A 15,543-nucleotide genomic window follows, 5' to 3' on the forward strand; every position below is an offset into this window, starting at 1 on the left:
ATCAATGTCCCCTTTTATGAAGGAGGATTTTTACTCATCGATAAATGATTCGGCAATACATTATTATCAGATTGTAATAATCTTAAAGACAATTATTTTGAGAGTCTTAGAATAATTTCAGACGTGATTAACTGACGATAAGGATTTGCTTTGAAAACTTTTAAAATACACAACAAAACAATGGCTTACCGAGATGAAGGTGAAGGTTTCCCGTTATTACTAGGGCATAGCTATTTGTTTGATTCTACTATGTGGGCGCCTCAGATCGAGGCTTTAAGTAAAAAATACCGGGTGATTGTTCCTGATCTCTGGGGACATGGAAATTCGGGAGAGCTACCAGAACAACACAGCACTTTAGCTGATTTAGCTCGGGATTACCTGGCGTTGATGGATCAACTTGGCATTAAAGAGTTCGCTATCATTGGATTATCCGCTGGCGGTATGTGGGGAATTGAGTTGGTAGAGATGGCGCCGGACAGAGTTAAGGCACTGGTTTTGATGGATACCTTTGTCGGATTAGAACCTGAGGTGACTCATACAAAATACTTTGCCATGTTGGATGCGATAGAGCAGGCTGGTGCAATTCCTCAATCTATTTTGCAACAGCAGATAGCGCCAGCCTTCTTTAGTCAGCAACCGGCTCAACATTTGGTTGATGAATTAACTCAGCGTCTGGTAGCCATTCCTGCGGAAACATTGCGTAATAGTGTTGTTCCGTTAGGTAGAATAATATTTGGGCGTGAAGATAGAATGCATTTGTTGGAAAAATTAGATATTCCCTCGCTGGTTATTACTGGTGAACAAGATACGCCTCGCCCGCCTCTGGAAGGTTATTTGATGGCTGAAATATTGCACTGTGATCATATTATTATCCAGGATGCAGGGCATATTTCCACATTAGAGCAACCCCATAAAGTTAATCAGGAATTAATTGCTTTTTTACAGCAAGCTCTGTAACAAATATTTTAATAAAGAGGCCGGAAAATCCGGCCTCAGACCGTTGACATTAGTGTGTTGACTTTCCTTAATTAAATTAATGAAAAAGAGGATTGGATATAGCTTAATATTTTATGGGTGCATTCGGTAACTTTATATAAAATATAGACTGAGATTATTGATATTCTCTGTTTTTAGTAATAGAAATGAGATAAATATATTTTTTACCTGATGATTTTAAATGGAAAAATGAAAGATTAACGATCATAAAACATTGCCTATTTGTTCTGATATTAATCTTATTTTAAGATAATTATTTCTAATATTTTTCCATATGAAATAATTTTAATCTTATTAATTGGTTCTAGAATAGATTTATCATTGAATTGACTCCTTTTTCATTTTTTGTAAACAATAATTTACAGTGTTTTAGATTTGTTTACACTTTTGGATTGTATTCTTTACGACGCATGATATGTTATTAGTCAAATGCATAAAAACAAATGAGTACAGAATGATAATTTGAGGAGAAAATCGACATGTTCATGCAAAGAGATGTACTTAATAACGTTCACATCAGTGGTGAGCAAATTCTTATCACTCCAAAAGAATTAAAGCAACAATATCCACTGAGCAATGATGATCTGCATGTTATTGCAAACGCGCGTAAAACTATTGCTGACATTGTTCAGCTCCGTGATCCCCGTTTGCTGGTAGTGTGTGGTCCTTGTTCTATTCATGACGTAGACGCGGCTTTGGATTATGCTCACCGTTTGGCCGCCCTTTCTGCTGAATTGAGTGATAGCTTGTACATCGTCATGCGTGTCTATTTTGAAAAGCCTCGTACAACCGTGGGTTGGAAAGGTCTTATTAATGATCCATTCATGGATGGTTCATTTGATGTGGAAGCTGGCCTGCATATTGCCCGCCGCTTACTACTCAGTTTGGTTAAAATGGGATTACCTCTTGCAACAGAAGCTTTAGATCCGAATAGTCCACAATATTTGGGGGATTTATTCAGTTGGTCTGCAATTGGCGCGAGAACCACGGAATCTCAGACACACCGTGAAATGGCTTCAGGTTTATCTATGCCTGTTGGTTTTAAAAATGGGACTGATGGTAGCTTGAGCACGGCAATTAATGCGATGTGTGCCGCCGCTATGCCACACCGTTTTGTGGGAATAAATCAATCGGGGCAGGTGTGTTTATTACAAACTCAAGGAAACCCGAATGGACATATTATCTTGCGTGGAGGTAAGACCCCTAATTACAGCGCCCAACATGTAATGGAATGTGAACAGCAAATGATTCAGTCTGGATTATTGCCATCCTTGATGATTGATTGTAGTCATGGTAACTCTAACAAGGATTTTCGTCGCCAAAGTTTGGTTGTGGATTCTGTTGCGGATCAGATCATTTCAGGGAATCGATCTATTACTGGCATTATGTTGGAAAGCAACATTAATGAGGGTAATCAATCCTCTGAACAACCGCGTAGTGAAATGAAATATGGCGTATCAGTGACTGACGCGTGTATTAGTTGGCAGACGACAGAGGCAATTCTAAGAAAATTACATCAGCAACTTAGCAGGCAATTGTCGCAAAGAATGACAGTACTGAAAAAAGCGGGATAATAAATATGGCGGCTGAATTATCTCAATTGAGGGATAAGATTGATGAAGTGGATAAAGCTTTGCTGGGCTTACTGGCAAAGCGTCTGGAATTGGTTGCAGAGATTGGTGAGGTAAAAAGCCAGAATGGGTTATCAATTTATGCGCCTGACAGAGAAATGGCGATGCTTGCTTCACGTCGGCAGGAGGCCGAAGAGTTTGGTGTTCCACCTGATTTAATTGAAGATATTTTGCGCCGTATTATGCGGGAGTCCTACACCAGTGAAAATAACAAAGGGTTTAAAACGCTTTGTCCTCAATTGGGGCCGATAGTCATTGTTGGTGGCTTGGGCAAAATGGGGAAATTGTTTGGCCGCTTGTTAACATTGTCTGGTTATGAAGTCAAAAATCTGGAGCCACAAGATTGGCCTGACGCGGAGCAGATTCTGGCGGGAGTGGGTATGGTGATTATCAGTGTGCCTATCCATTTGACAGAAGAGGTTATTCGCCGTTTACCGCCATTACCTGACCATTGCATTTTGGTGGATTTGGCGTCCGTTAAACAGCAGCCATTACAAGCTATGCTTGATGTGCATAAAGGTCCAGTGTTGGGATTACATCCTATGTTTGGGCCGGATGTCGGTAGTTTGGTAAAACAAGTTGTTGTTTACTGTGACGGACGTCAAGAGGAAGCTTATCAATGGTTTTTAGAACAGTTGTTGATTTGGGGGGCTTGCTTGCATCAAATGAGTCCTGAACAGCATGATAAAAACATGAGCTTTATTCAGGCGTTGCGCCATTTCACGACATTTGCTTATGGGCAACATCTCGCACAGGAAGGTGCTGATTTACAACAACTGTTATCAATATCTTCGCCTATTTACCGTTTGGAACTGATCATGGTCGGGCGGTTGTTTGCGCAAGATCCTCAGCTTTACGCGGATATTATTATGTCATCACCAGAGAATATTGATCTTATACGCCGTTATCATCAAAGTTTTGGACAAGCGTTAGGGATATTGGAAAGCCGGGATAAACGGGCTTTTGTCAGCAGTTTTGAAGATGTTAGTGAATGGTTTGGTGATTATGCGCCTCATTTTATGAGAGAGAGCAGGGTATTGCTTCAACAAGCGAATGATAGTCGCCAATAGCTATCCCCTATGAATTTCAAGATACATCGCAACGGCAAGGGAGTGAATCCCCGGGAGCATGGATAACTATGTGACCGGGGTGAGCGAGCGCAGCCAACAAAGAGGAAACTTGAAAGATAACGGGTATAAAAAGAACCGGATATGACAATACCTTGTTCGAATTGCTGACAAGTTTAATGGTATTAATGAGGGTGAAAGGCTTTGCGGATTAGATCACATTAAAGGCATAAAATAGAGGCGTAGTTTAAATTAAACCATAGAAAAGCAATGCTATTGGACGGATTAAAGACGTGTAAAGCAAGTTTAAACTGGCGTATTTAAGGTATTGCAATTTTACATGGGAGATGATCAATATAATAATGCTGAAAATAGCTGAGTTATTATTTGGTTAAATTATTTATTTGCGGGTTTTGTTACGCGGTTTTTTTATCATCGAATTATTTAACTGGTTTAGGAAAAGGTTATTCACCGGTTGAAAACGTTATTAAAGATGGTTTTTGGGGAGATATATTTCCTGGTAAACGGATAAACCTATTCATATTTTCATTTATCTTTTTTTCTAGGTATGTAAGCATTGATAAAGCCAGTTTTTATTTTTTACTGATAGCTTTATGATGGGCAGTTTTTAAGTTGTTATTAAAAATCATGGTGTTAACTTCTGGGTTTAATCGGTATAGAGTTTTAACCATGTTTTACCCCTTTTTTACACCTGTTTTTTACTAAGTTTAACCATCATGGTATGTGGTTTTACGTTTAATGAGTATTAATCATATTCGCTTTAAGTATTAATAAAATCGATTTTCATTGCTTATTTTTTACTGATGGTTTTACGATGGCAGTTTTTAAGTTGTTATTAAAAGTCATGGTGTTAACTTCCGGGTTTAATCGGTATACGGTTTTAACCATGTTTTTACCTCCTTTAATACCTGCTTTTTAGATGGTAAATGAATCTGGGGAAAAAAGCTGAACCGGATTTAATCTGACAGATACCGGTAGAAATAACCGGTAATTGCTAGCGCTGAGATAGTATAGCTTTTAACAATTTTTTTCCCTTTTTTAATGCCTTTTTTATTAAAGTTTAACCATCATGGTATGTGGTTTTACGTTTAATGAGCATTAACCATATCCGCTTTAAGCATTAACAAAGCCGGCTTTTATTTCTTATTTTTACTGATGGTTTTACGATGGACAGTTTTTAAGTTGTTATTAAAAGTCATGGTGTTAACTTCTGGGTTTAATCGGTATAGAGTTTTAACCATGTTTTACCCCTTTTTTACACCTGTTTTTTACTAAGTTTAACCATCATGGTATGTGGTTTTACGTTTAATGAGTATTAATCATCTTCATTTTAAACATTAACAAAACCGGTTTTTATTGCTTATTTTTTACTGATGGTTTTACGATGGGCAGTTTTTAAGTTGTTATTAAAAGTCATGGTGTTAACTTCTGGGTTTAATCGGTATACGGTTTTAATCATGTTTTTACCTCCTTTAATACCTGCTTTTTATATGGTAAATGAATCTGGGGAAAAAAAGCTGAACCGGATTTAATCTGACAGATACCTTATAAATAACCGGTAATTGTTAAAGCTGAGATAGTACAGGTTTTAACAGTTGTTTTCCCCTCTTTTAATGCCTTGTTTTATTAAAGTTTAACCATCATGGTATTATGTGGTGTTTTACGCTCAATAAGCATTAATCATATTCTCTTTAAGCATTAACAAAACCGATTTTTATTGCTTATTTTTCACTGATGGTTTTACGATGGGCAATTTTTAAATTGTTATTAAAAGTCATGGTTTAGCTTCTGGGTTTAATCGGTATAAGGTTTTAACACTATTTTTATCTTTTTTTACACCTGTTTTTTATTAGGTTTAATCACAATGGGATATCGTGTTTTATATTTAACGAATGTTAATCATCCTTGCTTTATCTTTACTGACTCCGTTTTTATTGACAATCTTGAGAGGTTTTTATCAGTCATTACCCTTTATTTTTTCTTAAATCAGCCAGTAAATGGCCTAACGATGTAAAGATATTCTTTTAGATAATCAACTCTATTTTCAGGGCTTAAATCCTGACAGATTAACCGTTTTACCCCTTTTTTATTGCGTTATTTTTATAACCTGTTTCGTAAAATAATTGGGATATAGCATCGCTGATGAATAAGCGGGGAGTAAGCTGTTTTTAGATGATCTTTACCTTTTAAAAATTTGGCATTAATGGGTGCCCGTTTTTTTACACTTTTTTAATTAATAACCGAGTTAATCGCCCATAAAAAGGCGCTTGCGATCGCCCCAAAAAGCGAATGCAAGCAAAAAAGGAAAGTAAATAGTATTAAACAGATGATAAACCTGTGAGGCTATTCTCATTCTGAGGAGTTTTATTTTTGAATTAAAAATTCATTTAATGAATGACCTTCATTGAGTAGTTTTTGTAAACTTGATGGTTTTTTCCCGTTTCCTGACCAGTATTTAACTTCTCCATTTTCATTAAACTGATACTTAGGTTTTCTCGTCTTTCCTTTTCCTGCATTTGATTTTTTAGCTTTAAAACTAGAGATGGTAACAGGTATGTTAATGGTCTCGAGATCAAAGCCGGTTTCTTTAATCAGCCTTAATATGTCTAAACGTTTTTGTTCTTTTTGTTCTGCTTCTAAATTCATTAATCTGAAGGTTTCTTTGTTGTCTTGCATGATTGTCTCTAGTGATTTGTAAACATCTTCTAACCATTCAACATCTTTTGTTTGAGCAAATCTTCTTAATGTGGATATTCTTGATAAATGTTTTGATATAATCGAATATTCTTGTTCTGTGGTTAATGTTGTCATTTTTTCACCTTGTTAATAAATTTAAAACTTGTCTTTTCTGATGTTTTCTCTTCCGGTGTCAGTATAACACCGGATTTTTTACTTGCTTTAAAAAAGCTTTAATCATTTCTGTTTTACCTTTAATGATTAAAGTTTTTGCCTTCTTTTTCACGATATGCTTGCGGTTTTTTCCAGGCTTTAAAACCGTGGCGACAGATAAAACGTGATTTTTATTAACGCCGGTTTTGTCACATTCAGATAAAACGTATTTAAGCTGATAAAGTCTGGATTTACGAAATAAATAAAAAGCCTTAAACCGAGAGGTTAAAGGCAGTAAAAATTTTCTCATTGATAATAAAAATGTTGAAAGACAATAATCTGAACCGGATATTTTAATACCCGGTTCTTTTTAATCAGGAAGGATTAACCGGCACCACACTTTCTGTTGGATAACATCCCAATACCTTTAATGAATGAGTGATTTTCGCCAATGCTTTCAGGACGTGTTGCATATTAATTGAACGAATATTAGCTTGGACATCAATATAAAACATCTCTTCCCACGGATTCCCGTTAATCGGGCGAGATTCCAGTTTACTCATAATAATATTATGTTTTTTCAGCACCATTAACGCATCTACCAGCGCGCCTGCCTGCTGTCCGGTTGCCATAATAAATGTCGTTTTGGCCGGTACCTGTTCTGCAACTTCAATAGGCTGACGGGCAACAATAATGAAACGAGTAATATTATGTGATTGATTGGCTAGATTCTGTTCCAGAACTTGTAACTGATAAAGTGCGCCGCCCGCTTCACTCCCTAAGGCTGCAATTTCTGGTGAGTTCTGTTCAGCGACTTCTTGCATTGCTGCGGCAGTGCTTTCGCAATATTTAATTTTCCAATGTGGGAATTGATTAATATATTGGCTACATTGTTGGAATGGTTGAGGGTGACTGTAAACCGTTTTGATCTCTGATAACGTTGTGTCTCTTGCAACGAGTAGGCAATGGTCAATAGGAAGGGTTATTTCTCCCACAATTGATAAATTGGTATGTTGCAACAAGTCATAAACATCATTGATGGAACCAGAGCTGGTATTTTCAATGGGTAACATTCCGTAATCCGCTTGGCCTGTTTCAACCAGGGAGAAGATATCCTGGAACTTATGACAGCTACATTCAATTAATTGATTGAAATGGCGTGCGGTATATTGGCGGGCTGCGATATGAGAGTAGGAACCTCTAGGACCGAGGAATGCAATACGCGCTGAATCTTGGGGTGTTTGATTTAGGTGTTGCTGCAATAATGCTTGTTGAGTGAGTACGGAATCTTCAATGATCATCTGAAAGAGACGCGAAATATAAAAGCCATCAAGCCCGTAGTTTTTCCCTTTTTTAATTAGGACATCTAATAGTTCTCGTTCGCGATCCTTGTCTCTGATAGGGCGATTATCCTTTAACTTAGTTTGTGCGATATTAAAAGCTAATTGGCGACGCTCTGCTAGTAAAATCAGTAACTTTAAATCAAGTTCGCTGACTTTTTCCCGTATTTTCAGCAAATTATTTTGATCCATAAATGGGTTCCTAATGGGTTATTCACATTCTGATAATAATAGGTTTGCAATAGACAGAAAAAAGCCTCCCGATGGGGAGGCTTGCTGTTCGTCTTCTCGTTCTTTTTTCAACGACGAAAGCCTCCCTCAAGGGAAGGTAAAAAAGAAAGAAGAGAAAAACAGGTTTGTATTCATTATATTCTCATATTCATAGTTTATGTGACCGATCTTTACCCAACTGGGCAAAGCTTTCCATTGCTTGCTTTCCATTTCATCGGCAGCCGTCCGCACTGGATAAGGGGTTACGGTAATTTTCGTTAATTAACCTTATGTTGTTGTTTCTGTCAACAAAAAACGCGTCCAAATTGGACGCGTCAGAGGCAAGTCATTGTTATTTTATTGTGATATTTCTGGTTCTGTTTCTAGTTGTGCTTCTAGGTTAAGGTTTAATTCTTTAACACTGTTGTCAGTACGGCGTGCCTCTCCCTTATGCTGTACTTTGTTCAATTGACGCTCCAGTTTTGTTAATAATTCATTGATAGCAATATACATATCTTCATGCTTCGCACCGGCAACTAGCATACCATTCGGTATACTTATGGTTGCGTCAGCCCTAAAAATTTGAGGCCCTTTTGATAGAATAATATGAGGATTTATCAGATTTACTTGCCATTTATTTAGTTTGCTTAGACGTTTTTCTACGTGGTTGCGAATTGCCGGGGTAATCTCCATTTGTTTGCTGGTAATATTCACTATCATATAGTTACCTCTCATTATTGATTATCCACCTTCAATAATTTCAGAATACATTTCTTTTTCATGAAAAAGGTGATCTAAATCACTTTTAACCAGACATGAGGCAACTAGTTGAAGTAATTGTGATTAATGATAAAAATACAAAGAATATCTATTGCAGGATTGAAGCTAATGAGACACTATTGACAAGTTGAGTCTTTTATTCTCCTAATGGATAAGCGTTTTTTGGATTTGACAAGTAAAAATAAAACAGCGGTGTCAGCCGCTGTTTTATCATCTGCTTTTTTATACAGGATTAGCAGCAATGAGTTTTGCTACTTTATCTGCCTGAGCTGCTAAACCCAAATGTGTATAAGCTTTTTTCATGTAAGGCAATGCTGCGAGAGTTGGCTGTGTATCAGGGTAATCACGTAACATTTGCTCAACCCGATTTACCACCGCGACATAGGCGCCGCGTTTGTTATAATATTCCACCACAGAAAGCTCATACTTTGCCAGGCGCTCTTTGATAAACATTAAACGCTTAATGGCATCGGCGGTATACAGGCTGTTAGGATGATAGCGTACTAATTGGCTAAAATCCTTGAATGCTACCCTGGCGTGTTCAGGATCACGATCTGAGCGGTCAATGCCGAAGAAACTCTGCAATAGACTGTTATCTAGAGCTTGTGAAGTTAACCCTCGCATATACAGAACATAATCAATGTTGGGGTGAGTTGGATTCAGGCGTATGAAGCGGTCAATAGAAGCAAGCGCCATTGGCAAGTCAGAGGATTTATAATAAGCATAAATCAGATCGAGTTGTACTTGCTGTGAATAAGGGCCGAATGGATAGCGATTATCGAGGGTTTCCAATTGCTTGATCGCATCTGGATAGCTACCCTTTTGCAGCTTTTCCTGACCCTTAGAGTAAATTTCCGCAGGTGGGCTGTCGGGGACAGCATTTTTATTACCAGCGCACCCGGAAAGTACCAGGCTCAATGTGGCTGCCGCCACCAGATATTTTATGCGTATCATCACGTGTTGATTATCCTCTGAGTGTTTTCTGGGAGACTATCCATGAAGCTCCCGGCAAAAGATCGAGTTACAATAGCACACTATATTAAATTAAACGGCTCTGCCGTCAAAACTCAACGTAAGTGTAGAAACAATATATGGCACAACAAATTCGACTTAATACAACAGTCGCCGAATCTCAGCTCGGTCAACGTTTAGATCAGGCTTTGGCTGAATTGTTCCCTGATTATTCAAGATCACGCATAAAAGATTGGATCTTGGATGACAGAGTTCAGGTTAATGGCAAATTAATCAATAAGCCAAAAGAAAAAGTGCTGGGAGGTGAAGAAATTGCAATTGATGCCATCATTGAAGAAGATGCGCGTTGGGAACCTCAGAATATTGCGTTAAATATTGTCTATGAAGATGATGACATTCTAGTCATAAACAAATCGCGTGATTTAGTCGTCCATCCGGGAGCAGGGAATCCAGACGGTACGGTATTGAATGCGCTGTTATATCGTTATCCTGAAATTGCCGATGTCCCTCGGGCGGGCATTGTTCACCGTCTTGATAAAGATACGACAGGGCTGATGGTCATTGCTAAAACGGTTCCCGCTCAAACACGTTTAGTCGAATCACTCCAACTACGCGAAATTACCCGTGAATATGAAGCGGTGGCGATAGGTCGTATGACCGCTGGCGGAATCGTTGAAGAACCCATTTCTCGTCATCCAACAAAACGAACGCATATGGCAGTGCATCCAATGGGAAAACCGGCTATTACCCATTATCGGGTAATGGAGCATTTTAGGGCGCATACTCGCCTGCGCCTCAGACTGGAAACAGGCAGAACACACCAGATACGTGTTCACATGGCCCATATCAGTCACCCATTGGTAGGCGATCCTTTGTATGGCGGTCGTCCTCGTCCTTTGAAAGGGGCTTCTGATGAATTTCGCGAGGTAATGCGTAACTTTGATCGTCAGGCATTGCACGCCACGATGCTGCGCCTTTATCATCCGATAACCGGCATTGAAATGGAGTGGCACGCTGAATTACCCGAAGATATGGTGATGCTGGTTAAGGCATTAAAAGCAGATGCAGAAGCATTTAAAGACGAAATGGATTGGTAAATGACCTCGCTTATTTTTCCAAACTGGCCGCAGCCGACGACAGTAAAAGCCTGTAGTTCTACCCGTTTAGGGGGAATGAGCTTATCGCCTTACGATAGCCTGAATCTGGGCACGCATGTTGGTGATAAACCTGATGTTGTAGAACAAAACAGACATATTTTAGCGGAAATGGCAGAACTGCCTCAGCCGCCGGTCTGGCTAGAGCAGGTTCATGGTACGCGCGTTGTGAGACTCAATGGTCAGCCGCTGGAAGATAAGAGAGCCGATGCTGTTTATACCAATATTCTTGGGCAGGTTTGTGCTGTGATGACGGCAGATTGCCTGCCTGTACTATTTTGCAGTTCTGCCGGTGATGAGGTTGCCGCTGCCCATGCGGGGTGGCGAGGTTTATGCGCTGGCGTACTGGAAAACACTATCGCTCAATTTAACGCTAAACCTCATCAGATCCAAGCTTGGTTAGGGCCGGCAATTGGCGCGAAAAAATTTGAAGTCGGCAATGAAGTTTTGCAAGCGTTCACTAGCCAGCATGCTGATTTGAGTCAAGCTTTTATACCTTTTGGCGAAAAGTATTTAGCGGATATCTATTTGTTGGCAAAACTAAAATTGAAATCTGTTGGTGTGAATGCGATTTTTGGCGGGGGTGAGTGTACTGTCACTAATAAAGAGAAATTTTTCTCTTATCGGCGTGATGGGATCACTGGACGTATGGCAACTTTAATCTGGCTGATATAACCTATCTCGTAGGGCGATCCGTTGGCGCATAAGAGAATATCTCACAATTTGCTTTTCAGAATAACCTTGAATATTTGAGGAATGGCCTCATTTAATCTCCAGTAGCAACATTCTGAACAGTATTGGAGGTGTTATGCGTCTGGATCGTCTTACTAATAAATTCCAGCTTGCTCTCGCTGACGCCCAGTCCCTTGCACTTGGGCGTGATAATCAGTTCATCGAACCAATTCACTTAATGAGTTCACTGTTAAAGCAAGAGGGTGGCTCTATTCGCCCATTATTAACGTCAATTGGAATCGATGCGGGCCGTGTCAGCAATCAGCTTGAGCTGGCTTTAGAACGTTTGCCGCGGGTACAGGGTGTTGGTGGTGATGTACAACCATCCAATGACTTAGTTCGCCATTTAAATCTGTGCGACAAATTAGCACAAAAAGCCGGGGATAATTTTATCTCCTCTGAATTATTTGTTCTGGCAGCATTGGAAGAACGTGGCACATTAAGTGACATATTGAGAGCTGTCGGCGCAACAAAAGAAAAAATCACTAAGGCAATAGAACAAATGCGTGGTGGTGAAAAAGTTGATGATCAGGGAGCGGAAGATCAACGCCAAGCCCTGAAAAAATATACTATTGATCTGACTGAACGTGCTGAACAAGGCAAACTTGATCCGGTGATTGGCCGTGATGAAGAAATTCGCCGCACTATTCAGGTATTGCAACGCCGTACCAAAAATAATCCGGTCTTAATTGGTGAGCCCGGGGTCGGTAAAACGGCCATTGTTGAAGGGCTTGCTCAACGAATCATTAATGGTGAAGTTCCTGAGGGGCTTAAAAATAAGCGCGTCCTTTCTCTGGATATGGGCGCGCTATTAGCAGGGGCTAAATATCGTGGTGAATTCGAGGAGCGTTTGAAAGGTGTGCTGAATGACCTTTCTAAACAGGAAGGCAATGTCATTCTGTTTATTGACGAATTGCATACTATGGTTGGTGCGGGTAAGGCTGATGGGGCAATGGATGCCGGCAACATGTTAAAACCAGCCTTGGCCCGTGGCGAACTTCACTGTGTTGGGGCAACAACACTGAATGAATATCGTCAATACATTGAAAAAGATGCAGCGCTGGAACGCCGTTTTCAAAAAGTCTATGTCGCAGAACCTTCCGTAGAGGACACTATCGCTATTTTGCGCGGTCTGAAAGAACGTTATGAATTACATCATCATGTACAAATTACCGACCCTGCAATTGTCGCGGCAGCAACATTATCTCACCGTTATATCTCAGACCGTATGTTGCCGGATAAAGCTATCGATTTGATCGATGAAGCGGGCGCCAGTTTACGTATGCAAATGGATTCAAAACCGGAAGCGCTGGACCGTCTGGAGCGTCGGGTTATCCAATTGAAGTTGGAACAGCAGGCGCTGAAAAAAGAGTCTGATGATGCCAGTAAAAAACGGCTTGAAATGCTTAATGAAGAGCTGATCGTAAAAGAACGCGAATATTCTGAACTGGAAGAAGAGTGGAAAGCTGAGAAAGCCGCACTGACCGGTACTCAGCACATAAAAGCAGAATTGGAAAATGCCCGTATCAGTCTAGAACAGGCACGTCGCAGTGGTGATTTAGCGAAGATGTCTGAAATTCAATATGGGAAAATACCTGGATTGGAAAAACAGCTTGCCGCAGCCACACAAGCTGAAGGTAAGCATATGAAACTGCTTCGTAACAAAGTTACCGATGCGGAAATTGCAGAAATTCTTGCTCGTTGGACAGGTATTCCGGTTGCCAGAATGCTGGAGAGTGAAAAAGACAAACTGTTGCGCATGGAGCAAGAGCTGCATAAACGTGTCATTGGTCAGGATGAGGCAGTCAATGCAGTATCTAATGCGATTCGCCGTAGCCGTGCTGGATTAGCTGATCCAAATCGTCCGATTGGTTCATTCCTGTTCCTTGGTCCAACCGGTGTTGGGAAAACTGAGTTGTGCAAGGCGTTAGCGAATTTCCTGTTTGACAGCGATGATGCAATGGTGCGTATCGATATGTCTGAATTTATGGAAAAACATACCGTATCACGGTTGGTAGGAGCGCCGCCGGGGTATGTTGGTTATGAAGAAGGCGGCTATCTAACAGAAGCGGTTCGCCGTCGACCTTACTCCGTTATTCTGCTTGATGAAGTGGAAAAAGCGCACTCGGATGTATTCAATATCTTATTGCAGGTGCTGGATGATGGTCGGTTGACTGATGGGCAAGGTCGTACCGTCGATTTCCGCAACACGGTTGTCATCATGACGTCTAATCTTGGGTCGGACATGATCCAAGAGCGTTTTGGTGATCTGAATTATGGTGAAATGAAAGATATGGTGATGGGAATTGTTAGCCATCATTTCAGACCTGAATTTATTAACCGTATTGATGAAGCTGTTGTGTTCCATCCATTAGGGCGTAGTCACTTATCAGCGATTGCAGATATCCAATTGCAACGTTTATACAAGCGTCTGGAAGAACGTGGTTATCAGGTGACGATTACTCAGCAAGCGTTGGACATGTTGGCGGAAGCAGGGTTCGATCCTGTTTACGGAGCACGGCCATTGAAGCGAGCTATCCAGCAGGAAATCGAAAACCCATTAGCTCAAAAGATACTTTCCGGCCAACTATTGCCAGGAAAACTAGTTACTCTGGATGTGGAAAATAGCCATATCGTAGCAAAGCAATAACTTGATATTTAACGCGAGAGTAAGGTTAACGAGAAATAAGGGGCAGGGAACTGCCTCTTTTTTTATCATTTTGCGCATTAAATCGCAATTTAGCACTATTTTTGCCTAATTGGTGTTCGGATGGATTTTTTTTGTAATTAAACGCTTGCCAGCGTCAAAGAATTCCCTATAATGCGCCACCACTGACCGACACAACGCTGATAAAGATTGAGAGGTCAGGCAGAGAGAAAGCCAATAAGCGCTTGACTCTGCGGGTGAACAGCGTAGTATACGCAGCCCGGCTGAATGAGAATGTTAAATTTTAATTCAGCATGCTCTTTAACAATTAATCAGACAATCTGTGTGGGCACTCACAAGACCGTATCACAAAAAAATACGTTTTAAAGTCTTGAAGAGTGAACAACAGTTAATTCATTACGAACTAATTAGTCAGAATTCTTTGAGCATCAAGCTTTGAATTGAAGAGTTTGATCATGGCTCAGATTGAACGCTGGCGGCAGGCCTAACACATGCAAGTCGGGCGGTAACAGGAAAGCGCTTGCGCTTTGGCTGACGAGCGGCGGACGGGTGAGTAATGTCTGGGGATCTGCCCGAGGGCGGGGGATAACCACTGGAAACGGTGGCTAATACCGCATAATGTCGCGAGACCAAAGTGGGGGACCTGAAAGGGCCTCACGCCGTCGGATGAACCCAGATGGGATTAGCTGGTAGGTAGGGTAATGGCCTACCTAGGCGACGATCCCTAGCTGGTCTGAGAGGATGACCAGCCACACTGGGACTGAGACACGGCCCAGACTCCTACGGGAGGCAGCAGTGGGGAATATTGCACAATGGGCGCAAGCCTGATGCAGCCATGCCGCGTGTATGAAGAAGGCCTTCGGGTTGTAAAGTACTTTCAGCGGGGAGGAAGGATGTAACTTGAACAGAGTTGGATTTTGACGTTACCCGCAGAAGAAGCACCGGCTAACTCCGTGCCAGCAGCCGCGGTAATACGGAGGGTGCAAGCGTTAATCGGAATGACTGGGCGTAAAGCGCACGCAGGCGGTCAATTAAGTTAGATGTGAAATCCCCGGGCTCAACCTGGGAATGGCATCTAAGACTGGTTGACTGGAGTCTCGTAGAGGGGGGTAGAATTCCATGTGTAGCGGTGAAATGCGTAGA

The 15,543-nt window shown here is 40.8% G+C and carries 10 protein-coding genes, 1 rRNA gene and 1 other annotated feature; of the genes, 7 read left to right on the plus strand and 4 right to left on the minus strand.

Going from position 1 to position 15,543, the window contains the following annotated elements; translation table 11 throughout:
• The first annotated feature begins 150 nt into the window (after nucleotides 1–150).
• The 3 genes from C6H66_RS16795 to tyrA all read left to right on the plus strand — a co-directional run bounded on the left by C6H66_RS16795 (nucleotide 151) and on the right by tyrA (nucleotide 3,697).
• Entirely contained in the window at nucleotides 151–957 is an 807-nt protein-coding gene (locus C6H66_RS16795) for an alpha/beta fold hydrolase (RefSeq protein WP_105396159.1), read from the plus strand.
• A 518-nt stretch (nucleotides 958–1,475) separates the two neighbouring features.
• Complete coding sequence (locus tag C6H66_RS16800) at nucleotides 1,476–2,570, plus strand: 3-deoxy-7-phosphoheptulonate synthase (RefSeq protein ID WP_269468757.1); 1,095 nt, start codon at nucleotides 1,476–1,478, stop codon at nucleotides 2,568–2,570.
• A 5-nt stretch (nucleotides 2,571–2,575) separates the two neighbouring features.
• On the plus strand, nucleotides 2,576–3,697 hold the full coding sequence (tyrA, locus tag C6H66_RS16805; RefSeq protein WP_105396160.1) for a bifunctional chorismate mutase/prephenate dehydrogenase: 1,122 nt from the start codon (nucleotides 2,576–2,578) through the stop codon (nucleotides 3,695–3,697).
• 2,382 nt (nucleotides 3,698–6,079) lie between these two features.
• Here tyrA and C6H66_RS16810 read toward each other — a convergent pair.
• The 4 genes from C6H66_RS16810 to bamD all read right to left on the minus strand — a co-directional run bounded on the left by C6H66_RS16810 (nucleotide 6,080) and on the right by bamD (nucleotide 9,828).
• Nucleotides 6,080–6,526: an H-NS histone family protein gene (locus C6H66_RS16810; RefSeq protein WP_036814079.1), complete on the minus strand. Its 447-nt coding sequence runs from the start codon at nucleotides 6,524–6,526 to the stop codon at nucleotides 6,080–6,082.
• A gap of 392 nt (nucleotides 6,527–6,918) precedes the next feature.
• Nucleotides 6,919–8,076 (minus strand): bifunctional chorismate mutase/prephenate dehydratase, encoded by a 1,158-nt coding sequence (pheA, locus tag C6H66_RS16820; RefSeq protein WP_036782318.1) that lies wholly within the window; start codon nucleotides 8,074–8,076, stop codon nucleotides 6,919–6,921.
• Between the two features lie 55 nt (nucleotides 8,077–8,131).
• Nucleotides 8,132–8,251, minus strand: a sequence feature (Phe leader region).
• A 200-nt stretch (nucleotides 8,252–8,451) separates the two neighbouring features.
• Complete coding sequence (gene raiA, locus C6H66_RS16825) at nucleotides 8,452–8,814, minus strand: ribosome-associated translation inhibitor RaiA (protein WP_036782348.1); 363 nt, start codon at nucleotides 8,812–8,814, stop codon at nucleotides 8,452–8,454.
• 282 nt (nucleotides 8,815–9,096) lie between these two features.
• Nucleotides 9,097–9,828: an outer membrane protein assembly factor BamD gene (gene bamD / locus C6H66_RS16830; protein WP_105396161.1), complete on the minus strand. Its 732-nt coding sequence runs from the start codon at nucleotides 9,826–9,828 to the stop codon at nucleotides 9,097–9,099.
• A gap of 137 nt (nucleotides 9,829–9,965) precedes the next feature.
• On the opposite strand from bamD, the gene rluD reads away from it, so the two are divergent.
• The 4 genes from rluD to C6H66_RS16850 all read left to right on the plus strand — a co-directional run.
• A complete protein-coding gene (gene rluD / locus C6H66_RS16835; RefSeq protein ID WP_105396162.1) occupies nucleotides 9,966–10,943 on the plus strand; it encodes a 23S rRNA pseudouridine(1911/1915/1917) synthase RluD in 978 nt (325 codons plus the stop codon).
• Nucleotides 10,944–11,675 (plus strand): purine nucleoside phosphorylase YfiH, encoded by a 732-nt coding sequence (gene yfiH / locus C6H66_RS16840; protein ID WP_105396163.1) that lies wholly within the window; start codon nucleotides 10,944–10,946, stop codon nucleotides 11,673–11,675.
• Nucleotides 11,676–11,808: 133 nt separating this feature from the next.
• Complete coding sequence (gene clpB, locus C6H66_RS16845) at nucleotides 11,809–14,382, plus strand: ATP-dependent chaperone ClpB (RefSeq protein ID WP_105396164.1); 2,574 nt, start codon at nucleotides 11,809–11,811, stop codon at nucleotides 14,380–14,382.
• Between the two features lie 455 nt (nucleotides 14,383–14,837).
• Nucleotides 14,838–15,543 (plus strand): 16S ribosomal RNA (locus C6H66_RS16850); the annotation flags it as partial.

It is taken from the genome of Photorhabdus hindustanensis (assembly GCF_002968995.1).
Classification (GTDB): domain Bacteria; phylum Pseudomonadota; class Gammaproteobacteria; order Enterobacterales; family Enterobacteriaceae; genus Photorhabdus; species Photorhabdus akhurstii.